23 protein-coding genes are annotated in these 24,801 nt (G+C 63.5%); 18 read left to right on the top strand and 5 right to left on the bottom strand.

What is annotated here, in order from left to right; translation table 11 throughout:
- Nucleotides 1-172 precede the first annotated feature (172 nt).
- Nucleotides 173-649 carry a DUF4399 domain-containing protein gene (locus J7573_RS13690; RefSeq protein WP_294335592.1) on the top strand — a complete coding sequence of 159 codons (477 nt, stop codon included), beginning with the start codon at nucleotides 173-175 and terminating at the stop codon, nucleotides 647-649.
- Nucleotides 650-696: 47 nt separating this feature from the next.
- Here the strand turns inward: J7573_RS13690 and serA are convergent, their stop codons facing one another.
- Nucleotides 697-1,926, bottom strand: a complete 1,230-nt coding sequence (gene serA, locus J7573_RS13685; RefSeq protein WP_103446144.1) for a phosphoglycerate dehydrogenase — start codon at nucleotides 1,924-1,926, stop codon at nucleotides 697-699.
- 171 nt (nucleotides 1,927-2,097) lie between these two features.
- Here serA and J7573_RS13680 point away from each other — a divergent pair, with 171 nt between their 5' ends.
- From J7573_RS13680 to J7573_RS13665, 4 genes are all read left to right on the top strand, one after another.
- Nucleotides 2,098-3,495, top strand: coding sequence for an FAD-binding oxidoreductase (locus J7573_RS13680; RefSeq protein ID WP_294335585.1), 1,398 nt, complete (start codon nucleotides 2,098-2,100; stop codon nucleotides 3,493-3,495).
- 24 nt (nucleotides 3,496-3,519) lie between these two features.
- A complete protein-coding gene (locus tag J7573_RS13675; protein WP_085676353.1) occupies nucleotides 3,520-4,185 on the top strand; it encodes a fumarylacetoacetate hydrolase family protein in 666 nt (221 codons plus the stop codon).
- Nucleotides 4,186-4,369: 184 nt separating this feature from the next.
- Entirely contained in the window at nucleotides 4,370-5,293 is a 924-nt protein-coding gene (locus J7573_RS13670; RefSeq protein WP_294335583.1) for an SdiA-regulated domain-containing protein, read from the top strand.
- Nucleotides 5,294-5,374: 81 nt separating this feature from the next.
- Nucleotides 5,375-6,283 (top strand): SdiA-regulated domain-containing protein, encoded by a 909-nt coding sequence (locus J7573_RS13665; RefSeq protein WP_294335581.1) that lies wholly within the window; start codon nucleotides 5,375-5,377, stop codon nucleotides 6,281-6,283.
- A gap of 23 nt (nucleotides 6,284-6,306) precedes the next feature.
- Here the strand turns inward: J7573_RS13665 and rpiA are convergent, their stop codons facing one another.
- The gene (rpiA, locus tag J7573_RS13660) at nucleotides 6,307-6,981 is read right to left on the bottom strand and encodes a ribose-5-phosphate isomerase RpiA (RefSeq protein WP_060485716.1); all 675 of its coding nucleotides are present in this window, start codon (nucleotides 6,979-6,981) and stop codon (nucleotides 6,307-6,309) included.
- A gap of 134 nt (nucleotides 6,982-7,115) precedes the next feature.
- Here rpiA and ilvA point away from each other — a divergent pair, with 134 nt between their 5' ends.
- Together ilvA and J7573_RS13650 are read left to right on the top strand one after the other, a co-directional pair.
- Complete coding sequence (ilvA, locus tag J7573_RS13655) at nucleotides 7,116-8,630, top strand: threonine ammonia-lyase, biosynthetic (protein WP_294335578.1); 1,515 nt, start codon at nucleotides 7,116-7,118, stop codon at nucleotides 8,628-8,630.
- A 38-nt stretch (nucleotides 8,631-8,668) separates the two neighbouring features.
- Nucleotides 8,669-9,094: a DUF2269 domain-containing protein gene (locus tag J7573_RS13650; RefSeq protein ID WP_294335576.1), complete on the top strand. Its 426-nt coding sequence runs from the start codon at nucleotides 8,669-8,671 to the stop codon at nucleotides 9,092-9,094.
- A gap of 129 nt (nucleotides 9,095-9,223) precedes the next feature.
- Here the strand turns inward: J7573_RS13650 and J7573_RS13645 are convergent, their stop codons facing one another.
- Entirely contained in the window at nucleotides 9,224-9,880 is a 657-nt protein-coding gene (locus tag J7573_RS13645; RefSeq protein ID WP_294335575.1) for an HAD family hydrolase, read from the bottom strand.
- Nucleotides 9,881-10,021: 141 nt separating this feature from the next.
- Here J7573_RS13645 and J7573_RS13640 point away from each other — a divergent pair, with 141 nt between their 5' ends.
- Both J7573_RS13640 and ptsP read left to right on the top strand, forming a co-directional pair.
- Nucleotides 10,022-10,501 (top strand): RNA pyrophosphohydrolase, encoded by a 480-nt coding sequence (locus J7573_RS13640; RefSeq protein WP_003249017.1) that lies wholly within the window; start codon nucleotides 10,022-10,024, stop codon nucleotides 10,499-10,501.
- Between the two features lie 22 nt (nucleotides 10,502-10,523).
- Complete coding sequence (gene ptsP, locus J7573_RS13635) at nucleotides 10,524-12,803, top strand: phosphoenolpyruvate--protein phosphotransferase (RefSeq protein WP_294335551.1); 2,280 nt, start codon at nucleotides 10,524-10,526, stop codon at nucleotides 12,801-12,803.
- A gap of 108 nt (nucleotides 12,804-12,911) precedes the next feature.
- Here the strand turns inward: ptsP and J7573_RS13630 are convergent, their stop codons facing one another.
- On the bottom strand, nucleotides 12,912-13,658 hold the full coding sequence (locus J7573_RS13630) for an NRDE family protein (protein WP_294335550.1): 747 nt from the start codon (nucleotides 13,656-13,658) through the stop codon (nucleotides 12,912-12,914).
- Nucleotides 13,659-13,787: 129 nt separating this feature from the next.
- Between J7573_RS13630 and J7573_RS13625 the strand changes: the two genes are divergently transcribed.
- The 3 genes from J7573_RS13625 to J7573_RS13615 are packed head-to-tail and all read left to right on the top strand — an operon-like array spanning nucleotide 13,788 to nucleotide 16,416.
- A complete protein-coding gene (locus J7573_RS13625; RefSeq protein WP_294335549.1) occupies nucleotides 13,788-14,570 on the top strand; it encodes a sulfite exporter TauE/SafE family protein in 783 nt (260 codons plus the stop codon).
- A gap of 16 nt (nucleotides 14,571-14,586) precedes the next feature.
- The gene (lgt, locus tag J7573_RS13620) at nucleotides 14,587-15,393 is read left to right on the top strand and encodes a prolipoprotein diacylglyceryl transferase (RefSeq protein ID WP_294335548.1); all 807 of its coding nucleotides are present in this window, start codon (nucleotides 14,587-14,589) and stop codon (nucleotides 15,391-15,393) included.
- A gap of 51 nt (nucleotides 15,394-15,444) precedes the next feature.
- Nucleotides 15,445-16,416: a thymidylate synthase gene (locus J7573_RS13615; RefSeq protein WP_294335547.1), complete on the top strand. Its 972-nt coding sequence runs from the start codon at nucleotides 15,445-15,447 to the stop codon at nucleotides 16,414-16,416.
- Nucleotides 16,417-16,455: 39 nt separating this feature from the next.
- Here J7573_RS13615 and cadR read toward each other — a convergent pair whose 3' ends face one another.
- Nucleotides 16,456-16,899 (bottom strand): cadmium resistance transcriptional regulator CadR, encoded by a 444-nt coding sequence (gene cadR / locus J7573_RS13610; RefSeq protein WP_027920939.1) that lies wholly within the window; start codon nucleotides 16,897-16,899, stop codon nucleotides 16,456-16,458.
- A gap of 83 nt (nucleotides 16,900-16,982) precedes the next feature.
- Here cadR and J7573_RS13605 point away from each other — a divergent pair, with 83 nt between their 5' ends.
- The 6 genes from J7573_RS13605 to J7573_RS13580 all read left to right on the top strand — a co-directional run bounded on the left by J7573_RS13605 (nucleotide 16,983) and on the right by J7573_RS13580 (nucleotide 24,643).
- On the top strand, nucleotides 16,983-19,235 hold the full coding sequence (locus tag J7573_RS13605; RefSeq protein WP_294335546.1) for a heavy metal translocating P-type ATPase: 2,253 nt from the start codon (nucleotides 16,983-16,985) through the stop codon (nucleotides 19,233-19,235).
- Between the two features lie 9 nt (nucleotides 19,236-19,244).
- On the top strand, nucleotides 19,245-20,114 hold the full coding sequence (locus tag J7573_RS13600; RefSeq protein WP_294335545.1) for a LysR family transcriptional regulator: 870 nt from the start codon (nucleotides 19,245-19,247) through the stop codon (nucleotides 20,112-20,114).
- 122 nt (nucleotides 20,115-20,236) lie between these two features.
- Entirely contained in the window at nucleotides 20,237-21,295 is a 1,059-nt protein-coding gene (locus J7573_RS13595; protein WP_294335544.1) for a putative 2-aminoethylphosphonate ABC transporter ATP-binding protein, read from the top strand.
- A gap of 1 nt (nucleotide 21,296) precedes the next feature.
- Nucleotides 21,297-23,021: a putative 2-aminoethylphosphonate ABC transporter permease subunit gene (locus tag J7573_RS13590; RefSeq protein ID WP_294335543.1), complete on the top strand. Its 1,725-nt coding sequence runs from the start codon at nucleotides 21,297-21,299 to the stop codon at nucleotides 23,019-23,021.
- Between the two features lie 30 nt (nucleotides 23,022-23,051).
- Entirely contained in the window at nucleotides 23,052-24,077 is a 1,026-nt protein-coding gene (locus J7573_RS13585) for a putative 2-aminoethylphosphonate ABC transporter substrate-binding protein (protein WP_294335542.1), read from the top strand.
- Nucleotides 24,078-24,094: 17 nt separating this feature from the next.
- On the top strand, nucleotides 24,095-24,643 hold the full coding sequence (locus J7573_RS13580) for a phosphonate degradation HD-domain oxygenase (RefSeq protein ID WP_294335541.1): 549 nt from the start codon (nucleotides 24,095-24,097) through the stop codon (nucleotides 24,641-24,643).
- Nucleotides 24,644-24,801: the final 158 nt, after the last annotated feature.

Here is a 24,801-nt window from a genome sequence, read left to right as displayed (position 1 = left end):
AATAACTTTCGCCGCGACTTTCTTCCCCGTCGCGGTCGAGCGCAGCCTATGACCTTGAAGCCTTGGCGAGGTTTAACCCTAACTGAAATATTTCTCTTTGTGGGCTATCGTGAACTACCGCCGCCGTTCGTTTTACTGGCAGCGGTCAATAAGTGAATCACAGGAGAAGTGAATGAACAGCCTATTTTCGCGTGCTGCCGTTGCCGGTCTGCTGATGGGCGTCTCGGTGCTCGCCAGCGCCGCAGATGCCCTGAAGAGCCAGGAGCCGCCCGCGGGTGCCAAGGTTTCCATCCTTTCCCCCAAAGATGGCGAGCAGGTCGCCGCGACCTTCACCGTCAAGTTCGGCATCGAGGGCATGGAACTCAAGCCAGCGGGAGACCAGACCCCGCATACTGGCCACCACCACCTGCTGGTGGATGTGGACAAGGAACCTGCGGCCGACATGCCTTTGCCGACCAGCCTGATGCCGGCAGCCGGTACCGCGTTGCCAGCCGGCCCGCAAGTACTGCACTTCGGCAAGGCGCAGACCGAAACGACCATCACCCTGACACCGGGCAAACACACCCTGCAACTGGTATTGGGTGACCAGTATCACGTGCCGTTCAAGCCGAGTGTCGAATCGAATAAGATCACTGTAGAAGTGAAATAAAAAAAGGAGGCCACCAGGGCCTCCCTTTTTTTATACCGCCAGCGACCTTAGAACAGAACGCGCGAACGGATGGTGCCTTTGACCTGTTGCAGTTTTTCCTGCGCCAGGTCGGAGTACTCGGCGTCAACGTCGATTACTACGTAACCGACTTTCTCGTTGGTCTGCAGGAACTGACCGGAGATGTTGATGGCGTTCTCGGCGAAGACCTTGTTGATCTCGCTGAGCACGCCCGGGATGTTTTCGTGGATGTGCAGCAGGCGGTGCTTGCCTGGGTGCGCCGGCAGGGCAACTTCCGGGAAGTTGACCGACGATACCGAAGTACCGTTGTCGCTGTACTTGACCAGCTTCTCGGCCACTTCCAGGCCGATGTTGGCCTGGGCTTCGGCGGTGGAACCACCGATGTGCGGGGTCAGGATCACGTTGTCCAGGCCACGCAGCGGGCTTTCGAACTCTTCATCGTTGGAGCGCGGCTCGACCGGGAACACGTCGATGGCGGCGCCGATCAGGTGCTTGTCCTTGATCGCGGCGGCCAGGTGGTCCAGTTCGACCACGGTGCCACGGGCGGCGTTGATCAGGATCGAGCCCTTCTTCATCGCACGGATTTCCTTCTCGCCGATCATCCACTGGGTGGATGGCAGCTCAGGCACGTGCAGCGAAACGATGTCGGCCAGGCCCAGCAGTTCGTTGAGGCTGGTGACCTGTACGGCGTTGCCCAGCGGCAGCTTGGTCAGCGGGTCGTAGAAGTACACCTGCATGCCCAGGTTTTCTGCCAGGACCGACAGTTGGGTACCGATCGAGCCGTAGCCGACGATGCCCAGCTTCTTGCCGCGGATCTCGAACGAGTTGGCCGCGCTCTTGATCCAGCCGCCACGGTGGCAGGAAGCGTTCTTCTCAGGGATGCCGCGCAGCAGCAGGATGGCCTCGGCCAGCACCAGCTCGGCCACCGAACGGGTGTTGGAGTACGGTGCGTTGAAGACGGCGATACCACGCTCGCGGGCCGCAGCCAGGTCGACCTGGTTGGTGCCGATGCAGAAGCAGCCGACGGCGACCAGTTTCTTGGCGCAGTCGAAGATTTCTTCGGTCAGTTGGGTGCGCGAGCGGATACCGATGAAGTGGGCATCGGCGATCTTTTCTTTCAGCTCGGCATCCGGCAATGAACCGGTGAGGTATTCGATGTTGGTGTAGCCGGCAGCCTTGAGGGTATCGACTGCGTTCTGGTGCACACCTTCAAGAAGAAGGAACCGGATCTTGCTCTTGTCGAGAGAAGTCTTGCTCATCTGCGTAAACCTGTATCCCGGAGAAAAAATGGCGAGGACTGATGCCAGGCGCTAGGGCAGCCTTAGCATGAACAGCGGGAGGGCTATGCTAGCATACGCGACACAATCTGAGCTTATCCCGACAGGTGAAGAGTGCTCAGGGTGACTATGAATAAGTCGAGAGTTCCAGCGATGACCCACCCCGCTGTAATTGATGAACTGATGACCCTTGTCGACCCTGGCAAGGTCCTGACCGACCCCGCTTCCCTGGAGGCCTACGGCAAGGACTGGACCAAGCATTACCCGCCTGCGCCCACGGCCATCGTGTTCCCCAAGACAGTAGAACAGGTGCAGGCCATCGTGCGCTGGGCCAACCAGCACCAGGCCGCGCTGGTGCCGTCCGGCGGACGCACCGGGCTTTCCGCCGGGGCCGTGGCGGCCAATGGCGAAGTCGTCGTCTCTTTTGACTACATGAACCAGATTGTTGATTTCAATGCCTTCGACCGCACTGTGGTGTGCCAGCCGGGTGTGATTACTCGTCAGTTGCAGGCCTTTGCCGAAGAGCATGGCCTGTATTACCCGGTGGACTTCGCCTCCAGCGGCTCCAGCCAGATTGGCGGCAACATCGGCACCAATGCTGGCGGTATCAAGGTCATCCGTTACGGCATGACCCGCAACTGGGTGGCCGGCCTGAAAGTGGTCACCGGCAAGGGCGAACTGCTGGAACTGAACAAGGACCTGATCAAGAACGCCACCGGTTATGACTTGCGCCAACTGTTCATAGGCGCCGAAGGCACCCTGGGTTTCGTGGTCGAAGCGACCATGCGCCTGGACCGCGCCCCGCGCAACCTCACCGCCATGGTGCTGGGCACGCCGGACTTCGACTCGATCATGCCGGTGTTGCATGCCTTCCAGGGCAAGCTCGACCTGACCGCCTTCGAGTTCTTCTCCGACAAGGGCCTGGCCAAGATCATGGCCCGTGGCGATGTGCCGGCCCCGTTCGACACCGACTGCCCGTTCTATGCCTTGCTGGAGTTCGAAGCCAGCACCGAGGAGGTGGCCAACGAAGCGCTGGCCACCTTCGAGCACTGCGTCGAGCAGGGCTGGGTGCTGGATGGGGTGATGAGCCAGAGCGAAACCCAGCTGAAGAACCTGTGGAAGCTGCGCGAGTACCTGTCCGAGACCATCTCCCACTGGACGCCCTACAAGAACGACATTTCCGTCACCGTTTCCAAGGTGCCGGCGTTCCTGCGCGATATCGATGCCATCGTCAGCGAGCATTACCCCGACTATGAAGTGGTCTGGTACGGCCACATTGGCGACGGCAACCTGCACCTGAACATCCTCAAGCCCGAGCACATGAGCAAGGATGACTTCTTCGCCTCGTGCACCAAGGTCAACAAATGGGTGTTCGAGATCGTCCAGCGTTACAACGGTTCGATCTCGGCCGAGCACGGCGTGGGCATGACCAAGCGCGACTACCTGGGCTACAGCCGTTCGCCTGAGGAAATTGCCTGCATGAAGGCAATAAAGGCCGTCTTCGACCCTAACGGCATCATGAATCCGGGTAAGATCTTCGCTCCTGAATAAAAGCAGTAATCAAAGGAGTCGGCCATGAGTTACCAGCACCAGTATGTAGACGGCACGCGCATTCATTTCCCGCTGGGCAAGGTGGTGTGCATCGGCCGCAACTACGCCGAACATGCCAAGGAACTGGACAACCCCATTCCTTCCGAGCCGCTGCTGTTCATCAAGCCGGGTAGCTGCGTGGTGCCGCTGGAAGGTGGGTTCAAGATCCCGACCGACCGTGGCTCGGTGCACTACGAGGCCGAAATCGCCGTGCTGCTGGGCAAGCCGCTGTCGTCCAGTGCGTCCGAGGAAGAAGTGCTGGACGCCATCTCCGGTTACGCCCCGGCGCTGGACCTGACCCTGCGCGACGTGCAGGCCAAGCTCAAGGAAAAAGGCCTGCCATGGGAGCTGTGCAAGAGCTTTGACGGCGCTTGCGTGCTGCCACCGTTCGTTTCCGCTGCGTCCTTTGAAGATGTGACCGATATTCCGGTGCGCCTGACCATCAATGGTGAAGTGCGCCAGGACGGCAACAGCGCGATGATGCTCAACCCGATCGTGCCGATCATCCAGTACATGGCGGCGCATTTCTCGCTGCAGGCGGGGGATGTGATCCTGACCGGCACCCCGGCCGGTGTCGGGCCGTTCACTGTCGGTGACGAGCTGGTGCTGGAGCTGCCGGGCGTCTGCCGTTTCGAGAGCCGGGTGCTCTGAGCCCATACCGCGGCGGCCTTCTTCGCGGGCTCGCCCGCTCCCACAGGTGATGCACAAGCCTCAGGCACTGTGCGATCCCTGTGGGAGCGGGCGTGCCCGCGAAGAGGCTGGCGCGGTTTACCGATTTTTTCACACCCTATCCGGATAATGCGCGGATCTTCGCCCATTTCCCCAGGACTTTCGCATGCCAGCATCCTCCAGCGCATCCGCATCCCCCAAGCGCCGCTTCTACCTGCGCTGGCCCTTCGGCCTGGCCGTTGCGGCGGTGATCGGTTACGGCGTGGCGGTGGCGATGCACTGGGATGACCGTGGCATGCTGTGGGTCAAGGAAGGCTTTGAAACCAGCGCCGAGCGCAGCGAGAGCGTGTGGCTGCCGGACTATCAGGTCGACATCGACGCCAAAGTGCTGCCGGGCATGGAAGATGACGAAGCTTCGGACGTCGCCTACAACCCCCACACTCGCACGCTGTTCGCAGTGATGGGCAAAAACCCGTTCCTGGTCGAGCTCAGCCTCGACGGCGACGTGCTGCGCAAGATCCCGCTGGTAGGCTGGAGCAACCCGGAGGGTGTCGCCGTGATGGAAGATGGCAACGTGGTGATCACCGACGAGCGCCTGCACGACCTGACCGTGGTCAAGGTAGATGCGCAGACCGCCTCGCTGAACCACGCGGACTTCCAGAGTCACGACCTGGGCGAGTCGGTGAAGCGCAACAAGGGCTTCGAAGGCGTGGCCTGGGACCCGATGCGCCAGCGTCTGGTGATTGGCGAGGAGCGACCGCCGAAGCTGTACACCTGGAGCACCGATGGACGCAGCCCGCTCAAAGGTGACAAGCAGGTACTGGCCAGCGACCAGCTCGACCTGCGCAACCTGTCGGCCCTGGGCGTCGACCCGCGCACCGGGCATCTGCTGGTGTTGTCGGCCGATTCCAACATGCTGCTGGAGCTTGACGAGCAAGGTCAGCAGGTCAGCTTCATGACCTTGCTGGGTGGTTTCAACGGCCTGGAGCACACCATCCCGCGTGCCGAAGGCGTTGCCATGGACGATCAGGGCAACCTGTACATGGTCAGCGAGCCGAACCTGTTCTATCGCTTCAAGAAAAGCCAGTAGCAGTAGCAAGCCGTTCGGGCATTAAGGTTCACTTCAGTCGGCCATGGTTAGATTCGCGTCCCTCATGTCGAGTCTGTGGTCATGCGTCGCTTTGTTCGTCTGTTTCTGCCTCTTGTTGTCACCGGGCTGCTGCTCCTGGGCCTGGTCGGTCAGGAGTTCCGCCTGTTCGAGCGGGGCTGGTTCAACTTCAAGGCCTGGTGGCAGCCCGTCGAGCTGGGCGTTGGCCTCGATCGCTATCGCGTGGTCATGGAGGCGCAGCCGGTCGAAGGGCTGGACGATGACCTTTCCGCACTGACCTACGACCCCGACCGCAAAACCCTGTTCACGGTCACCAATGCCCGGTCGGAGCTGATCGAGCTGTCGCTGGACGGGCGTATCCTGCGTCGCGTGCCGCTGACCGGCTTTGGCGACCCGGAAGCCGTGGAATACGTCGGGCCCAACACCTATGTGATCACCGATGAGCGCCTGCAGCGGCTGATCCGCGTACGCCTCGATGATGACACGCTGGTGCTCGATGCCGCCGCTGCCGAGCAGTTGAGCCTGGGTATCGGCCTGAACGGCAACAAGGGGTTCGAGGGCCTGGCCTATGACTCGGCGGGCAAGCGCCTGTTCGTGGCCAAGGAGCGTGATCCCCTGTTGATCTACGAGGTGCAGGGCTTCCCGCATGAACACCCCGAGCAGCCTTATGCCGTGCATGTGGTGCAGGATCGCAAGCGTGATTCACGGTTGTTCGTGCGGGATCTGTCGAGCTTGCAGTTCGATGAGCGCAGCGGGCATCTGCTGGCGCTGTCGGATGAGTCGCGGTTGGTGTTGGAGCTGGATGTGGAGGGGAAGCCGCTGAGTAGCTTGTCGTTGCGCAAGGGCTATCAGGGGTTGAAGGCGACGGTGCCGCAGGCGGAGGGGATTGCGATGGATGAGGCGGGGACCATTTATCTGGTTAGTGAGCCGAACCTGTTCTATGTGTTCGAACCCGCTCCCACGGCGCCGTAGGAGCGGATTCGCCCGCGAGTGGTTTACTCGGCCTTGAGGGTCTTCACCCCTTCGGCGGTACCCAGCAGCAGCAGGTCCGCCGGGCGTGCCGCGAACAGACCGTTGGTGACCACGCCGACGATGGCGTTGATCTGTGCTTCCAGCTCCACCGGGTTGGTGATCTGCAGGTTGTGCACATCGAGGATCACGTTGCCGTTGTCGGTCACCACGCCTTCACGGTACACCGGGTCGCCGCCCAGCTTGACCAGCTGACGCGCCACGTGGCTGCGGGCCATCGGGATGACCTCGACCGGCAGCGGGAAGGCGCCCAGCACCGGCACCAGCTTGCTGCCGTCGGCGATGCAGATGAAGGTCTTGGCCACGGCCGCGACGATCTTCTCGCGGGTCAGGGCCGCGCCGCCGCCCTTGATCAGGTTCAGGTGCGCATCGCTCTCGTCGGCGCCGTCGACATAGAACTCCAGCTCGCTGACGCTGTTCAGCTCGTAGACCGGGATGCCATGGCCCTTCAGACGCTGGGCGGTGGCCTCGGAGCTGGCGACCGCGCCATCGAAGGCGGTCTTGTGCTGGGCCAGGGCGTCAATGAAGAAGTTGGCGGTCGAACCAGTGCCGACGCCGACGACGCTTTTTTCATCCAGCTTCGGCAGAATGAAGTCGACAGCGGCCTGGGCGACGGCCTGTTTGAGTTGGTCCTGGGTCATGCGGGCTCCGGAAAGGGGCAGGGCGGTAATGAAAGGAGCCTAGTATAACGGCTCGGGCGGCTTTGCTGTGGTCGCCCGACGTAGCGCTGGGGTAGACTCGCAGCCCTTGTCCCGCGGCCAGTGATGCTTTCCCGATGCTCGAACAGTACGTCAAGAAGATCCTCACCTCGCGCGTCTACGACGTCGCCGTCGAAACCCCGTTGCAGAGCGCCGGCCAGCTGAGCAAGCGCCTGGGCAACCAGATTCTGCTCAAGCGCGAGGACCTGCAGCCGGTGTTCTCGTTCAAGATCCGCGGGGCGTACAACAAGCTGGCGCAGCTGACCCCGGAAGAGCTGGCCCGTGGCGTGGTCACCGCCTCGGCCGGCAACCATGCCCAGGGCGTGGCCCTGGCGGCCCGCGAGCTGGGCATCAAGGCCACCATCGTGATGCCCAAGACCACCCCGGAGATCAAGGTCGAAGGCGTGCGTTCGCGCGGCGGCAAGGTGGTGCTGCATGGCGACTCGTTCCCCGAAGCGCTGGCCTACTCGCTGAAGCTGGTCGACGAGAAGGGCTTCGTCTATATCCACCCCTATGACGACCCGCACACCATTGCCGGCCAGGGCACCGTGGCGATGGAAATTCTCCGTCAGCACCCGGGGCAACTGGACGCGATCTTCGTCCCGGTGGGCGGCGGTGGCCTGATTGCCGGTATCGCGGCCTATGTGAAATACCTGCGCCCGGACATCAAGGTGATCGGCGTCGAACCGGACGACTCCAACTGCCTGCAGGCCGCGATGGCGGCCGGCGAGCGCGTGGTGCTGCCGCAGGTCGGGCTGTTCGCCGACGGTGTGGCGGTGGCCCAGATCGGCCAGCACACCTTCGATATCTGCCGCCTCCATGTGGATGAGGTGGTGACGGTCAGTACCGACGAAATCTGTGCTGCAATCAAGGATATCTACGACGATACCCGCTCGATCACCGAACCTGCCGGCGCGTTGGGCGTGGCCGGCATCAAGAAGTATGTCGAACTCAAAGGTGTGACCGGGCAGACCCTGGTAGCAATCGACTCGGGTGCCAACGTCAACTTCGACCGCCTGCGCCACGTCGCCGAGCGTGCCGAACTGGGAGAGAAGCGCGAAGCCATCATTGCCGTGACCATCCCCGAGCGCCCAGGCAGCTTCAAGGCTTTCTGCGAGGCCATCGGCAAGCGCCAGATCACCGAATTCAACTACCGCAAGCACACCTCCGATGAGGCGCACATCTTCGTCGGCGTGCAGACCCACCCGGAAAACGACCCACGGGCGGCGCTGGTGCAGCACCTGATCGAGCAGGGCTTCCCGGTGACCGACCTGACCGACAACGAACTGGCCAAGCTGCACATCCGCCATATGGTCGGTGGCCATTCGGCCGGTGCCAGCGACGAGATCGTGCTGCGCTTCGAGTTCCCCGAGCGGCCGGGGGCGTTGTTCAACTTCCTCACCAAGCTGGGCGGGCGCTGGAATATCTCGATGTTCCACTACCGCAACCACGGCGCGGCTGACGGGCGCGTGGTGGCAGGCTTGCAGGTGCCTGAAGACGAGCGCCACCTGGTGCCGGCGGCGCTGGCCAAGATCGGCTACCCGTACTGGGACGAGACCGACAACCCGGCGTACAAGCTGTTCCTGGGCTGAGCGGCTAAGCTTGGCTTAACGCTCAAGGATGTGAAGACATGGAATACCTGACCACCCTCAAGGCCCTGCACATCATCGCCACCGCGCTGTTGTTGCTGGGCGCCCTGGGCCTGACGGCCTGGACCGTGCGGGCCCGCCGCCAAGGCGATGCCGAAGCCTATGCCAAGCTGCTGCGCCGGCCACTGGTGTTCGTCTGGCTGGTGATGGGAGCGTGTCTGGTGAGCATGCCGTTCACCGGCTGGTGGCTGGTGCATCTGGTGGGTTGGCCGCTGGGGCAGACCTGGGTGCTGGCTTCCAGTGTCATCTATACGCTGGGTGCGTTTGCCGGGTGGTGGCTGCTGGTGCGGCTGAACCGGCTGCGCAAGGCTGAAGTGGTGGGGTTGCGGTTTACCTTGGCTTTGGCGGTGTTCAGCGGGGTGTGCTTCCTGTCCATCGCCGGGCTGATGGGCGCCAAGCCGGTCTGATAGTCCAGAACTGCCTGCGCCGGCCTCTTCGCGGGCAAGCCCGCTCCCACAGGTACTGCACAGCTTTCAGGGGCTGCGCGGTCCATGTGGGAGCGGGCTTGCCCGCGAAGAGGCCGGTGCAGGAATAAATCAATCTCTCAACGAAATGACAGGCCACCCACGCTTCTCGGCTTCGGCCCGCAGGTTCGGGTCCGGATCCACCGCCACCGCATGGGTCACCCGCTCCAGCAGCGGCAGGTCATTCATCGAGTCGCTGTAGAAATAGCTGTCCGCCAGGTCGAACCCGTTCTCCAGCATCCAGCGCTCCAGCCGCGTCACCTTGCCTTCACGGAAACACGCTATATCGGTACTACGCCCGGTATAGCGGCCGTCGTGTGTCTCGCATTCGGTTGCCAGCAGCACGCGCACACCCAGGCGGCGGGCAATCGGTGCGGTGACGAAGCGGTTGGTGGCCGTGATGATCACCAGCTGGTCGCCGGCCTCGCGGTGTTGCTGCAGCAAGGCCAGGGCCTTGGGCAGGATGATCGGCTCGATACAGTCGCGCATGAACTCGCGGTGCCATTGGTCGAGCTGGGCCGGCTCGGTGGCGGCGAGGATTTCCATGGAAAAGGCCAGGTAGGCCTGCAGGTCCAGGGTGCCGTTCAGGTAGTCCTGGTAGAAGGCGTCGTTGCGTTTCTTGTACGCGACCGGGTCGAGAATGCCCCGCTCGCACAGGTAGTCACCCCAGGCGTGGTCACTGTCGCCACCGAGGAGGGTATTGTCCAGGTCGAATAAAGCCAGGCGCATCGCGGTCACTCGTGTCAGCCACAGGGTAGGCCCGCAGAATACGGAGTTTTCACCGCACTGCACATAAGCTTGGCGGGCGCGTTGCTGCGCTCGCAAGCTTTGTGGAACAATGCGGTGACATGCGTTTGCGAGGTTGCTGCCGTGATCGACCCGGATGGTTTTCGCCCCAATGTCGGGATCATTCTGACGAATGATGCCGGGCAGGTGCTATGGGCTCGGCGGATCAACCAGGATGCCTGGCAATTCCCCCAGGGTGGTATCAACCCTGACGAGACGCCAGAAGATGCCCTGTACCGCGAGCTGAACGAAGAAGTTGGCCTTGAACGCGATGATGTGGAAATTCTTGCCTGCACCCGCGGCTGGTTGCGTTATCGTTTACCCCAGCGGCTGGTCCGCACCCACAGCCAACCGCTGTGCATCGGCCAGAAGCAAAAGTGGTTTTTGCTGCGCCTGGTGAGCAATGAACAACGGGTGCGGATGGACCTGACCGGCAAGCCGGAGTTCGACGGCTGGCGCTGGGTCAGCTATTGGTACCCGCTGGGCCAGGTGGTGACATTCAAGCGTGAAGTCTACCGCCGTGCCCTGAAAGAGCTTGCACCGCGTCTGCTGACGCGCGACTGACGACGGAGTTCGACCCCGAGCCATGCTCAATACGCTGCGCAAGATCGTCCAGGAAGTGAACTCCGCCAAAGATCTCAAGACGGCGTTGGGGATCATTGTCTTGCGCGTCAAGGAGGCCATGGGCAGCCAGGTCTGCTCGGTGTACCTGCTTGACCCGGAAACCAACCGCTTCGTGCTGATGGCCACCGAAGGCCTGAACAAGCGTTCCATCGGCAAGGTCAGCATGGCCCCCAACGAGGGCCTGGTCGGCCTGGTCGGCACCCGGGAAGAACCGCTGAACCTGGAAAACGCCGCCGATCACCCGCGTTATCGCTACTTCGCCGAAACCGGCGAAGAGAAATTTGCCTCCTTCCTTGGTGCGCCGATCATCCACCACCGTCGAGTGGTCGGCGTGCTGGTCATCCAGCAGAAGGAGCGTCGCCAGTTCGATGAAGGTGAAGAAGCCTTCCTTGTCACCATGAGTGCCCAGCTCGCCGGGGTTATCGCCCACGCCGAAGCCACCGGCTCGATCCGTGGCCTGGGCCGCCAGGGCAAAGGTATTCAGGAGGCACGCTTCGTCGGCGTGCCGGGCTCGCCAGGCGCCGCTGTCGGGCGTGCCGTGGTCATGCTGCCACCGGCCGACCTGGAAGTGGTGCCGGACAAGACTGTCGATGACATCGACGCCGAGCTGAAGCTGTTCCAGAACGCCCTCGAGGGCGTGCGCGAAGACATGCGCAAGCTGTCGGCCAAGCTGGCGACCCAGCTGCGCCCGGAAGAGCGCGCACTGTTCGACGTGTACCTGATGATGCTCGAAGACGCCGCCCTGGGTGGCGAAGTGATCGAAGTCATCAAGACCGGCCAATGGGCCCAGGGCGCTTTGCGCCAGGTGGTGGGCGAGCACGTCAACCGCTTCGAACTGATGGACGACGACTACCTGCGCGAGCGCGCCTCGGATGTGAAGGACCTTGGCCGGCGCCTGCTGGCCTACCTGCAGGAAGCCCGCTCGCAGTCGCTGGTGTATGCCGACAACACCATTCTGGTCAGCGAAGAGCTGACCCCGGCGATGCTCGGCGAAGTGCCGGAAGGCAAGCTGGTTGGCCTGGTCTCGGTGCTGGGGTCGGGTAACTCCCACGTCGCCATCCTCGCCCGGGCCATGGGCATCCCGACGGTGATGGGCCTGGTCGATCTGCCATATTCCAAGGTCGATGGCATCGAAATGATCGTCGACGGCTACAAGGGCGAGGTGTTTACCAACCCCAGCGAGGTGCTGCGCAAGCAGTACAGCGATGTGGTCGAAGAGGAGCGCCAGCTGGCCCAGGGCCTCGATGCCCTGCGCGAACTGCCGTGCGTCACCCCCGACGGCCACCGCATGCCGCTGTGGGTCAACACCGGCCTGCTCGCCGATGTGGCCCGTGCCCAGCAGCGTGGCGCCGAAGGCGTTGGCCTGTACCGCACCGAAGTGCCGTTCATGATCAACCAGCGCTTCCCCAGCGAGAAAGAGCAGCTGGCAATCTACCGCGAGCAGCTGGCGGCCTTCCACCCGCTGCCGGTGACCATGCGCACCCTCGACATCGGTGGTGACAAGGCGCTGTCGTACTTCCCGATCAAGGAAGAAAACCCGTTCCTCGGCTGGCGCGGCATCCGCGTCACCCTCGATCACCCGGAAATCTTCCTGGTGCAGACCCGCGCCATGCTCAAGGCCAGCGAGGGCCTGAACAACCTGCGCATCCTGCTGCCGATGATTTCCGGCATTCATGAACTGGAAGAGGCGCTGCACCTGATCCACCGTGCCTGGGGCGAGGTGCGCGACGAAGGCACCGACGTGCCGATGCCACCGGTGGGCGTGATGGTGGAAATCCCTGCGGCGGTGTACCAGACCAAGGAGCTGGCGCGGCAGGTGGACTTCCTCTCGGTCGGTTCCAACGACCTGACTCAGTATCTTTTGGCGGTGGACCGCAACAACCCACGGGTCGCCGATCTTTACGACTACCTGCACCCGGCGGTGCTGCAGGCGCTCAATACCGTGGTGCGTGATGCCCATGGCGAAGGCAAGCCGGTCAGTATCTGCGGCGAGATGGCCGGTGACCCGGCAGCGGCGATCCTGTTGATGGCCATGGGTTTCGACAGCCTGTCGATGAACGCCACCAACTTGCCGAAAGTGAAGTGGATGCTGCGCCAGGTGAACATGAGCAAGGCCAAGGAGTTGCTGGTTGAAGCCTTGAGCCACGACAACCCGCAAGTTATCCACAGTTCGCTGCAGCTGGCCCTGAAGAACCTTGGCCTGGCGCGGATGATCGGGCCTGGGGCCAATAAAACCCTCTGAATTTGAGGGTGCCTGTACCGGCCTCTTCGCGGGCATGCCCGCTCCCACAGGCACAGCGCGATCCCTGTGGGAGCGGGCGTGCCCGCGAAGAGGCCGGTAAAGCCAGCATCATAGTTCCAGGCTGACTTCCCCTAGGTGGCCACCAAAAGGTCCGAAACTACGCTCAACCAGCCGCCTTCTGCCCTGATCATCGACAATCAGCACAGTACTCGCCCGAGTGCCATAGTTCTGGCTGGCAATAAACACACTCGACAGCAACTTCTCGGTCGCCACCCCCACGCCGGTCTCCGGTAGCTCACCGTCCGCTGCCGGCTCGTTATCCGCCAGCAACGCCAGCAATTGCTGTGGGTCGGCCGTCTCCAGCAGCCCCTGCAACCCTGTGCGTGCTTTCACCAGCTTCGGCCACGGCGTATCCAGCCCGGCATTGGAAAGCCCGTACACGCCGGCCTCCAGCAAGCGTGGCGCCACGTCCCGGGCATGCAGGTAGCCCAGCTGATGGCCATCACCTACCAACAGGTTGAACCCTGAATACTGCCCACTGCGGCTGGCCACCTGGTCGAGGTAGGCCTCCACCCCCAGTTCACCCTGCAGATACGCCGCCACCAGCTCACCCCGCGAGCGTGGCCCCAGCACCTGCCCCGGGTCGCGAATATTGGTCAGCGCCGCGAAGCGCCCCTGTGGGCCGACACCCAGCCAGGTGCCACCGGCTTCAAGATCGCGCCCGGCATTTACCCCAGGCGCATCTTCCCAGGCGGCCAGGGCCTGGGTCGGGCGGGCATAGAACTCGTCACGGTTGGCCGCGACGATCAGCGGCAGGGCGTGCCCTGGCCGCCAGGCAAATACGATCAGGCACATAGGTTGGGCCTCTGTGTTTTTGCCCACTGTACCCACTGCACGGGTGTCGATCCATCCTGTCACAGAGTTCACTAGAGCCCCGAGCCCGGCTTCCGTTACCATGCCGGATTGTTTTTTCGGGGAAGACGAATGGAATTCGTGCTCTATCTGCTGTTGGGCGCCTGCGCCGGCGTGCTGGCCGGGCTGTTCGGCGTGGGCGGCGGCATCATCATCGTGCCGGTGCTGGTGTTCAGCTTCACCTTGCAAGGCTTTGACGCGTCGGTGCTGACCCACCTGGCAGTCGGTACCTCGCTGGCGACCATCGTCTTCACCTCGATCAACGCCGTGCTCGAGCATCATCGCAAGGGCGCGGTGCAATGGCCGATCTTCGCCTGGATGACCCTTGGTATCCTCATCGGCGCCGGTATCGGCGCCAAGACCGCTTCGCTGATCCAGGGCCCGCAGTTGCAGAAGATCATCGGTGTGTTCGCCCTGATCATCGCCGCGCAGATGGCCCTGGACCTCAAGCCCAAGGCCAGCCATGACATCCCTGGCAAGCCGGCCTTGATCGGCGCCGGCGGGGTGATCGGCTGGGCTTCGGCGATCTTCGGCATCGGCGGCGGTTCGCTGACCGTGCCGTTCCTGACCTGGCGTGGCCTGCCGATGCAAAAGGCCGTGGCGACCTCGTCGGCCTGCGGTCTGCCGATTGCCCTGGCCAGCGCCCTGAGCTTCATGTTGCTGGGCTGGCACGAGCAACACCTGCCGCCCCACAGCATGGGTTTCGTCTACCTGCCGGCGCTGGTCGGCATTGCCGTGACAAGCATGTTTTTCGCGCGCTTTGGCGCGCGCCTGGCGCACAAGCTGTCGCCACGCCTGTTGAAACGCCTGTTCGCAGCCTTGCTGTTCTGCGTCGGCCTCAGCTTTCTGATTTGAATCGAGAGGAAGTTCCATGCTGCCTTACCCGCAGATAGACCCCGTGGCCGTAGCCCTCGGGCCACTGAAAATCCACTGGTACGGCCTGATGTACCTGGTCGGCATCGGCGGTGCCTGGCTGCTGGCCTCGCGCCGGCTCAACCGCTTCGACCCGACCTGGACCCGCGAGAAGCTCTCCGACCTGGTGTTCTGGTTGTCGATGGGGGTGATCGTCGGTGGGCGCCTGGGCTATGTGCTGTTCTACGACCTGCACGCCTACCTGGCCAACCCGACGCTGATCTTCGAGGTGTGGAAGGGCGGCATGTCGTTCCACGGTGGCTTCATCGGCGTGATGCTGGCCGCGCTGTGGTTTGGCAAGCGCAACAACAAGTCGTTCTTCGAGCTGATGGACTTCGTCGCGCCGCTGGTGCCGATCGGTCTGGGCGCCGGGCGTATCGGCAACTTCATCAACGCCGAACTGTGGGGCAAGCCCACCGACGTGCCATGGGCGATGATCTTCCCGCCATTCAGCGACCCGGCCCAGCTGCCGCGCCACCCGTCGCAGCTGTACCAGTTCGCCCTGGAAGGCGTGGCACTGTTCGTCATCCTCTGGCTGTTCTCGCGCAAGCCGCGGCCAACCATGGCGGTTTCCGGCATGTTTGCGCTGTTCTACGGCATCTTCCGTTTCGTCGTGGAGTTCGTCCGTGTGCCTGACGCGCAGCTCGGTTACATCGCCTGGGGCTGGCTGACCATGGGTCAGATTCTCTGCGTGCCGATGATCCTGGCTGGCCTTGGCCTGATCTGGTGGGCTTATAATCGCAAACCCACGGCGAAACCCGCCTGATTATTCCCACGGCAGGGGTGATCCCCCTGCCGTTCTTGTTACAGGTAAGCCATGAAACAGTATCTGGACCTGGTCCGCGACGTCATCGAGAACGGCACGCTGCAGGGCAACCGCACCGGCATCCGCACCATCAGCCTGCCGGGCGCCATGCTGCGTTTCGACCTGCAGAAGGGCTTCCCGGCCATCACCACGCGCAAGCTGGCGTTCAAGTCGGCAATCGGCGAGATGGTCGGCTTCCTGCGTGGCGTGAAGAACGCCGGTGAGTTCCGCGAGTTGGGCTGCAAGGTCTGGGACCAGAATGCCAACGAGAACGCTCAGTGGCTGGCCAACCCGTTCCGTCAGGGCCATGACGACCTCGGCGAGATCTACGGTGTGCAATGGCGCCAGTGGCCGGGCTACAAGCGTATCCCGCTGAGCAACCCGGCAGCCATCGAAATGGCCGAGCAGGCGGGCTTCCGCCGTATCGCCCAGGACGAAGAGGACGGTGTGGCGTTCGTCATCCTGTACAAGGCCATCGACCAGGTGCGCCAGTGCCTGGACACCATCGCCAACGACCCGGGTAGCCGGCGCATCCTGTTCCACGGCTGGAACTGCGCCCAGCTCGACGAAATGGCCCTGCCGCCGTGCCACCTGCTGTACCAGTTCCACCCGAATGTCGAGACCAAGGAGATTTCCCTGACCCTCTACATTCGCTCCAACGACCTGGGCCTGGGCACGCCGTTCAACCTCACCGAAGGCGCAGCGCTGCTGTCGCTGTTCGGCCGCCTGACCGGCTACACCCCGCGCTGGTTCACCTACTTCATCGGCGATGCCCATGTGTATGAGAACCACCTGGACATGCTCAACGAGCAGCTCAAGCGCGAGCCGCTGGAAGCGCCGAAGCTGGTGGTCAGCGACCGTGTGCCGGAATTTGCCAAGACCGGCAAGTACGAGCCGGAGTGGCTGGAGAAGATCGAGCCGAGTGATTTCAGCCTGGAAGGGTATGAGCACCATGCGCCGATGACGGCGCCGATGGCGGTGTGATTCTCTAGATTGCCGGGGCGCAAAGCGCCCCCAGCAATCTCAATGCCCGTGGCTTCGCCCCACATGCGAATGCTCGGTGTCCGGCACGGATACCGCCCCGTTCGTCTCCAGTTGCTGCAAGATCGCGCATTCCGCCCCCTGCGCATTGCAGCGCCGCCGCAGCTCCACCAGCTGCTCCTGCAACGCCACCAAGCCATCGATCCGCGCCTGCACATGCTCGATATGCTCGTCGATCAGCGCGTTGACGCTGCCGCACGAGTCGTCTGGGCTGTCGCGCAGGCGTAGCAGGCTGCGGATCTCGTCCAGGGTCATGTCCAGCGTTCGGCAGTTGCGAATGAAGGTCAGCCGCTCCACATGGGCCTGGGTGTACTGCCGGTAGTTGCCCTCGGTGCGCGCCGGCTCCGGCAGCAATTGTTCACGCTCGTAATAGCGGATGGTTTCCACGGCGCAGTCGGTGGCTTTGGCCAGTTCTCCGATCTTCATGGCGAAATCTCCAGCAAGTGGCTTGACCCTATAGTGGCTACAGGGTGTTCACTTGGCAACAGGCTCAATTTAAGAATGACCCCATGAACCAGCCTGTCAGCCACGAACACAAGCATTCGCACGATCATGCCCATGGCGATAAAGACCACGGCCATGCCGCTCACGCCCACAGCTGCTGTGGCTCCAGCGCCGCGCCCGCGCTGGTGCAACTGCGCGAGAAGGCCAGCAGCCATGCGCAGCTCAGCCGTTTTCGCATCGACGCCATGGACTGCCCCACCGAGCAGAGCCTGATCCAGGACAAGCTGGGCAAGCTGGCCGGCATCGAGCAGCTCGAATTCAACCTGATCAACCGCGTGCTCGGCGTACGTCATACCTTGAGCGGCACGGGCGAAATCGAGCGTGCCATCGACAGCCTGGGCATGAAGGCCGAACCGCTGGCCGCCGAGGACGACGGCAGCACCACTGCAGCGCAGCCGCACAAGACCCGCTGGTGGCCGCTGGCCCTGTCGGGTGTTGCCGCGATCGCCGCCGAAATCGTGCACTTTGCCAGTCTCGCGCCGGAATGGCTGGTTGCCGCGCTCGCATTGGCGGCAATCCTCGGCTGCGGCCTGGGCACCTACAAGAAGGGCTGGATCGCCCTGAAGAACCGCAACCTCAACATCAATGCGCTGATGAGCATCGCCGTGACCGGCGCCGTGCTGATTGGCCAGTGGCCGGAAGCGGCCATGGTCATGGTGCTGTTCACCGTCGCCGAGCTGATCGAGGCGCGCTCGCTGGACCGGGCGCGCAATGCCATCGGCGGGCTGATGCAGCTGGCCCCGGACATGGCCACGGTGCAGCAGGCCGATGGCCAGTGGCGCGAGTTGGAGGTGCGTGAGGTGGCTATCGGTGCCTTGGTGCGGGTGCGACCTGGCGAGCGTATCGGCCTGGATGGTGAAGTGGTCAGCGGGCAATCGAGTGTCGATCAGGCGCCGATCACCGGTGAAAGCCTGCCTGTGGAAAAGGCAGCAGGCGACAAGCTGTTCGCCGGCACCATCAACCAGGCCGGCGCCTTGGAGTACCGGGTGACGGCGGCCGCAGGGCAGTCGACCCTGGCGCGCATCATCAAGGCCGTCGAAGAAGCCCAGGGCGCGCGTGCGCCTACCCAGCGTTTCGTCGACCAGTTCTCGCGCATCTACACCCCGGTGGTGTTCGCCGTGGCCCTGGCCGTGGCCGTGATCCCGCCGCTGTTCATGGCCGGCGCCTGGTTCGACTGGGTGTACCGTGCGCTGGTACTGCTGGTGGTGGCTTGCCCGTGTGCGCTGGTCATTTCTACCCCGGTGACCATCGTCAGTGGCCTGGCCGCTGCGGCGCGCAAGGGCATCCTGATCAAGGGCGGGGTCTACCTGGAAGGCGGGCGCAAGCTGGACTTCCTGGCCCTGGACAAGACCGGCACCATCACCCACGGCAAACCGGTGCAAACCGATGCCAAGGTGCTTGAACCGCTGTTCGAGGGCCGTGCCCAGGCGTTGGCGGCAAGCCTGGCCGACCGTTCCGATCACCCGGTGTCGGGCGCCATCGCCCAGTTCGCCAAGGCGCAGAACCTGCCGTTGAGCGAGGTCAGCGAATTCGCGGCCCTGGCCGGCCGCGGCGTGCGGGGTGATATCGACGGCGAGACCTACCATCTGGGCAACCATCGCTTGGTCGAGGAGCTGGGTCTGTGCTCGCCGCAGCTGGAAGCCCAACTGGATACGCTGGAGCGCCAGGGCAAGAGCGTAGTCCTGCTGCTCGACCGTTCCGGGCCGTTGGCACTGTTCGCCGTGGCCGACACGGTCAAGGACAGCAGCCGCCAGGCGATTGCCGAACTGCACGCACTGGGCATCAAGACCGTCATGTTGACCGGCGACAATCCGCACACCGCCGAGGCTATCGCCGCCCAGGTGGGTATCGACCGTGCCGAAGGCAACCTGCTGCCGGCCGACAAGCTGCACAGCATCGAGCAGCTGTACGCCGAAGGGCACCGGGTGGGCATGGTCGGCGATGGCATCAACGATGCGCCAGCTCTGGCCCGTGCCGAAATCGGCTTCGCCATGGCGGCGGCGGGCACCGACACGGCGATCGAGACCGCCGACGTGGCGCTGATGGATGACGACTTGCGCAAAATCCCGGCGTTCGTCAGGCTGTCGCGCCAAAGTGCGGCGATCCTGATGCAGAACATCGTTCTGGCGCTGGGCATCAAGGCAATATTCCTGGCGATCACCTTTGCCGGCATGGCCACCATGTGGATGGCGGTGTTCGCCGACATGGGCGTGAGCCTGCTGGTGGTGTTCAACGGTCTGCGCCTGCTGCGCAAATGAGGTCCTGCAATGCTGAGTGCCGAACTCAAAGCCTTCTACATGGTGGCCCGCCTGGGCAGCATCACCCTGGCGGCGAAGAAGCTCGGGCTCAGCCAGCCGACGGTGACCACACAGATCCGCAACCTGGAAAGCCAATATGCAGTGGAGCTGTTCTACCGCGGCGGCCGGCGCCTGGTGCTGAGCGAGGAGGGCGTGCGCCTGCTGCCGATGGTCAAGGCGCTGCTGCAGCAGGAGGCCGACATCGAGTTCGAACTGCGCAACAGCGGCCAGGCCCAGGGCAGCTTGCGCATTGCTGCCACCGCGCCGTACTACATCCTCGACCTGGTGAAGATCTTCCGCGAACGGCTGCCCCAGGTCGAAGTGACGGTGGAGATCGGCAACTCGCAGCAGGTGCTGGAGATGCTCGAGGACTACCGGGTGGATATCGCCGCGTCGTCGCAGCTGGTGGAGGATGCGCGGCTGGTGCGGCGGGTGCTGGGCACCGATCCGCTGGTGGTGGCGGTGCACCGCAATCATCCGTTGGCCCATCGGCAGGCGGTATCCATCGAGGGGTTGGCGGGGCATTGCCTGCTGATGCGCGAGAAGGGCTCGACCACGCGCAAGCTGACCGAGCAGATGATGCTGGACGCCGGGGTCAAGGCCGGGGCGTTGCTGGAGATTGGCAGCCGCGAGTCGATCCGCGAGGCGGTGCTGCGCAATATCGGCATCAGCGTCATTGCCCGGCATGAGGTGCCGCACAACCCGGAGCTGCGGGTGCTGGCGCTGGAGAATGCGCCGGTGATGCATGAATACCTGTATTGCCTGAAGGAGCGGCGCCAGGCCCGGTTGCCGGCGGCCTTCCTCGGTGTGGCGCAGGAAGTGGTGGGTTCGCACTTGTAGGAGCGGCATGTCGGGCCATTACAAAATCTGCCTATACCACTATCACCGGCTTTTGCCCAAAAGCCACAGAACCTTCGCACAGCCTTCCTAGCATGGCCTCACTTGTTCGATGAGGCCTTGCCATGAACCACGCCACCCCGGGCGCACAGATGAAAGTGCGCGGTATCCACAAGCGTTTCGGTGCCTTCACGGCGCTTAACGACGTGTCCCTGGACATCGCTGCTGGCGAGCTGGTCTGCCTGCTCGGCCCGTCCGGTTGCGGCAAGTCCACCCTGCTGCGCTGCATTGCCGGCCTCGAACGCCAGGACCGCGGCGCGCTGTACATCGGTGAGCGCGACATCTCCGAACTGCCACCCCAGGGCCGGGACTACGGCATTCTGTTCCAGTCCTACGCGCTGTTCCCCAACCTGACTGTTGAAGCCAACATTGCCTATGGCCTGACCGAAAGCAGCCGCGACGAATGCCGCCAGCGTGTGGCAGAAATGCTGGAACTGGTTGGCCTGTCTGGCAGTGAAAAGAAATATCCCGGTCAGCTGTCCGGTGGCCAGCAGCAACGCGTGGCCCTGGCCCGTGCGTTGGCGCCATCACCCTCGCTGCTGCTGCTCGACGAGCCGATGTCGGCGCTGGATGCCCGGGTGCGTGAGCACCTGTGCACCGAGCTGCGCCAACTGCAGCGCCAGCTGGGCATCACCACGTTGATGGTCACCCACAACCAGGACGAAGCCATGCTCATGGCCGACCGCATTGCGGTGATGAACAACGGTCAGGTCGAGCAATACGCGACTCCGCAGGAAATTTACGACCAGCCTGCCACGCCGTTCGTCGCCGAGTTCGTCGGCCAGGGCAACTGGCTGCCGTTCCAGCGCAGCAGCGACAGCCACGCCCAGGTCGGCGCCATGAGCATGCGTCTGGCGACCAACGCAGGTACCGCCCGCAGTGGCCGACTGTTCTGCCGCCCGGAGGCGATCACTGTGAACCCGGTGGTGCATGAGGAAAACCTGTTCCCGGCCAAGGTCCGCGAAATCACCTTCCTCGGCAACCGCTGCCGCATGAGCTTTGAGCTCAAGGCCCTGCCGGGCCATGCGCTGCTTGCCGAACTGGCGCCGGAAGCCATGCCGCGTCTGGGCTCGCAGGATATCTGGGTGGCCTTGCCACCGCAGAGCCTGCAGGTGTTTGCCTGAGATGGCCGCGCCAATGTCCCTGCCGCTGACCCAAGCCAAGGATGCGCGACGCGGCGACGTCGCCCTGGGTGATCGCCTGTTCGTCATCGGTGGCAAGAGCCTGCTGCTGGTCCTTCTGCTGCTGGCCGTGGTGATGCCGCTGCTGGCCATTTTCTGGAAAGGCTTCAGCGGTGAAGCCGGCCAGGGCGGTGGCCTGCTGGCCGCCCGCGAACTGTTCGCCAGCGATAACTTCCACTGGTTGCTCGGCAACAGTCTGTCGGTGGCTTTCACCGTGGCGGCGATCGTGGTGCCGCTGGCCTACCTGTTCGCCTATGCCCTGCAGCGCACGCTGATCCCGGCCAAGGGCCTGTGGCGCGGCATTTCGCTGCTGCCGCTGCTGGCGCCGTCGATGCTCCCGGCAATTGCCCTGGTCTATCTGTTCGGCAACCAGGGCCTGCTGCGCAGCCTGCTGAGCGACAACATCTACGGCTTCTGGGGCATTGTCCTCGGCGAGGCCATCTACACCTTCCCCCATGCGCTGATGATCCTGCTCTCGGCCCTGTCACTGGCCGACGCCCGGCTGTTCGACGCGGCATCGAGCATGGGCGCCGGGCCGTGGCGGGCATTCTGCAGCATCACCTGGCCAGCCACGCGTCAGGCGGTGTTCGCCGCGTTCTGCCTGGTGTTCACCCTGACCATCACCGACTTCGGTGTGCCGGTGGTGGTCGGCGGCGACTATCAGGTGCTGGCGCTGGAAGCCTACAAGGCGGTGGTCGGCCAGCAGCAGTTCGGTCGTGGCGCGTTGATCGGCATGGTCCTGCTGCTGCCGGCGCTGCTCAGTTTCGGCGTCGATGCCTGGCTGCGTCGGCGCCAGGGCGAGGCGATGAGCGGCCGTGCCCAGGTGTTCGAGCCCAAGCCGTCGCGCGGCCGTGATGCCTGCTTCCTGACCATCGTGCTGCTGGTCTGCGCGGCCCTGCTGGTGGTGATCGGCATGGCGGTGTACTCGTCGCTGGTGACGTTCTGGCCGTACAACCTGACCCTGTCGTTCAAGCACTACATGTTCGACGATACTGCCGGTGGCGGCTGGCTGGCCTACCGCAACAGCGTGACCATGGCCCTGTGCACCGCACTGATCGGCAGCCTGGTGATCTTCACCGGCGCCTACCTGATGGAGAAAACCCAGGGCCAGCGCCTGCTCAACCAGGCCCTGCGCCTGCTCAGCTTCATCCCCATGGCGGTGCCCGGTTTGGTACTGGGCCTGGGCTACGTCTTTTTCTTCAACCTCAACGGCAACCCGCTGCATGTGTTCTATGGCGGCATGGCGCTGCTGGTGCTGTGCACCATCGCCCACTACCTGACCACCGCACAGATGACCGCCGCCACCGCACTGCGCCAGCTCGACGGCGAGTTCGAGGCTGCCGCGCTGTCGCTCAAGGCGCCGCTGTACAAGCACTTCGTGCGGGTCACCGTGCCGATCTGCCTGCCGGCGCTGCTGGACATCATCCGCTACCTGTTCGTCTCGGCGATGACCACCGTGTCGGCGGCAATCTTCCTCTACAGCCCCGACACCATCCTCGCCGCCGTCGCTGTGTTGAACATGGACGATGCCGGCAACGTTGGCGGCGCTGCCGCCATGTCGACCCTGATCCTGCTGACCAGCGCCGCTGCTTCGCTGTTGCTGGCCGGTGCTTCCCGCGGCCTGCTGCGCCGCTCCCAGGCCTGGCGCCAACGCGCGCCTGGCCATTGACCGACTGCCCACACTGATAGGAAACGCATCATGTTCAAGCCCCTTGCACTTGCCGCTGCCGTATCCGCCGTCTTCAGCCTGCAGGCTTCGGCCGCAGCCACCCAGCTGACCGTCTACACCGCCCTGGAAGCCGAGCAGCTCAAGAGCTACAAGCAGGCCTTCGAAAAGGCCAACCCGGACATCGAAATCAAATGGGTGCGTGACTCCACCGGCATCATCACCGCCAAGCTGCTGGCCGAGAAAGACCGCCCGCAAGCCGACGCGGTCTGGGGCCTGGCCGCCTCCAGCCTGGCCATCCTCGACCAGAACGGCATGCTCGAAGCCTACGCGCCGAAAGACCTGGGCAAGATCTCCGCGAACTACCGCGATGCGGCCAACCCGCCAGCCTGGGTCGGCATGGACGTGTGGGCCGCAACCATCTGCTTCAACACCGTCGAAGCCGAGAAGCAAGGCCTGACCAAGCCAGTAAGCTGGCAGGACCTGACCAAGCCTGAGTACAAAGGCAAGATCGTCATGCCTAACCCGGCTTCCTCCGGCACCGGCTTCCTCGACGTCAGCGCCTGGCTGCAGACCTTCGGCGAGCCACAGGGCTGGGCCTACATGGACGCCCTGCACCAGAACATCGGCCAGTACGTGCACTCCGGCTCCAAGCCGTGCAAGCTGGCGGCGGCGGGCGAGTTCCCGATCGGTATCTCGTTCGAATACCCGGCTGTGCAGCTCAAGCGCCAGGGCGCGCCGCTGGACATCGTGCTGCCGAAGGAAGGCCTGGGCTGGGAGATCGAGGCGACCGCCGTGATCAAGGGTTCGCCGAAGGCTGACGCGGCCAAGCGCCTGGCTGATTTCTCGGCAAGCCCGGCGGCCATGGAACTGTACAAGGACAACTTTGCCGTACTGGCCGCGCCAGGCATTGCCAAGCCGCAGACCGAACTGCCGGCCGACTATGAACAGCGCCTGATCAAGAACGACTTTGCCTGGGCCTCGAAGAACCGCGACGAGATCCTCACTGAATGGCGCAAGCGCTATGACGGCAAATCGGAGAAAGTGGCGCAACAATAAGCCCAGGAGTGAAGCCAATGCTTACGCCAGCCCAGACCATCGACAAGCTGTTCAACTTGTATGAGCAGCATGGCAGCGACGACTACATCGGCGAAGCCATCAACCAGCTCGAACACATGTCCCAGGCTGCGCAGCTGGCCATGGCTGAAGGTTACGACGATGAAGTGGTGCTGGCGGCGTTCTTCCACGACATTGGCCACCTGTGCGGCGGCGACGCCAGCATGGGGGGCTATGGCGTGGTCAGCCACGAGCGCATCGGTGCCGAGTACCTGCGCCGTTGTGGCTTTGGCGAGCGAATGGCACGGCTGGTGCAGTATCACGTGGAGGCCAAGCGTTACCTGACCTTGCGCCAGCCGGGGTATTACGAACGGTTGAGCGAGGCGAGCCGCAGGACCCTGGGATATCAAGGTGGGGTCATGAGCGCTGACGAGGCAGATGCCTTCGAGCGCGATCCGCTGTTCGAGGTGAGCTTGCGCATGCGCGAGTGGGACGAGATGGCCAAGGAGGTCGGGGTGCCGGTGATGGATCTGGCGGTGCTGAAGAAAAAGGCATTGGCCTTGATCTGAGGTTTCCTGTTCCGGCCTCTTCGCGGGCACGCCCGCTCCCACAGGGACCATACAGTACTGGAAAACTGTGCAATATCTGTGGGAGCGGGCGTGCCCGCGAAGAGGCCGGAACAGGAAACCTCAGATCAAGGCCAATGCCTTTTTCTTCAGCACCGCCA

This window comes from Pseudomonas sp. (assembly GCF_017744435.1).
Taxonomy (GTDB): domain Bacteria; phylum Pseudomonadota; class Gammaproteobacteria; order Pseudomonadales; family Pseudomonadaceae; genus Aquipseudomonas.
This window is presented reverse-complemented; position numbering and strand designations above follow the sequence as displayed.